The sequence below is a fragment of the Alcanivorax sp. HI0044 genome, assembly GCF_001634945.1.
In genome coordinates this window covers 1-925 of sequence record NZ_LWEZ01001764.1, presented here as the reverse complement: position 1 = coordinate 925, position 925 = coordinate 1, and the positions used below count along the sequence as shown (strand labels likewise).

Annotated in this window: 1 protein-coding gene; it reads left to right on the top strand. The window is 57.2% G+C overall.

Annotation, left to right across the window (positions count from 1 at the left end; all coding sequences use genetic code 11):
• Window positions 1-65: 65 nt before the first annotated feature.
• Window positions 66-713, top strand: a complete 648-nt coding sequence (can, locus tag A3730_RS26380; RefSeq protein WP_063520404.1) for a carbonate dehydratase — start codon at window positions 66-68, stop codon at window positions 711-713.
• Window positions 714-925 lie beyond the last annotated feature (212 nt).

Below are 925 nucleotides of genomic sequence, written 5' to 3'. Positions count from 1 at the left end.
CCGGTGGTTAAGGCGGCGTGTTAGCGTGCCGCGTGTAGCATGATTGGGTAAAAAAGCGAGAGACCATGAAATCCCTACCTGAACTGTTTTCCAACAATGAAAAATGGCGCCACGAAATTGAAGAGCGCCACCCCGGCTTCTTCAAGGCGCTGGGTGAACAGCAGAACCCGGAATATCTGTGGATCGGTTGTGCCGATTCCCGGGTGCCAGCCAACGAAGTGGTAGGCATGATGCCCGGCGAGCTGTTTGTTCACCGCAATGTGGCCAACCTGGTCAACCATACCGACCTGAACCTGCTGTCGGTGCTGCAGTTTGCCGTGGATGTATTGAAGGTGAAGCACATCATGGTGGTGGGCCATTACGGTTGTGGCGGCATCAAGGCGGCCATGGAAGATGTGCCCCATGGCCTGATCGACAACTGGTTGCGGCAGGTGCGCGAACTGTACCTGCGCAATCGCAAGAACCTGGCCGAGCTGCCCGATGAGGCAGCGCGAGTGGACAAGATGTGTGAGCTGAATGTGGCCCGCCAGGTAATCAATGTGTCCAACACCACTGTGGTTCAGGAAGCCTGGCGTCGCGATCAGCCGTTGACCATTCACGGCTGGATTTACGGTATCGGTGATGGTCACCTGCGGGACCTGGATATCCAGATTCAGAATAATGGCGAGCTGCGCAGCCTGGAAACGGACGAGTACGACAACTGCTCCGGTTAGGTGAGTGCCCTTGGTCGCTGTAACGAAATGATCAAGGGCACGGTTACCGTTGACGATGGTTTTCAGTGATGATGGCCTGCACCGCCGTGCCCCTGGCCGGCGGGTGCTGTGCCTGAGTCGTCCAGTAGTGCCTGCCAATCGTTTTCGCTCAGTGAGGGCAGGGCGCTGAGTAACGCCACCATGTCCCACAGGCTTTGCTCGTCGTGGCTTTT

Bases quoted from the DNA above. Each gene is read 5' to 3' on its own strand.
- can (WP_063520404.1), top strand. From the start codon at position 66: ATGAAATCCCTACCTGAACTGTTTTCCAACAATGAAAAATGGCGCCAC.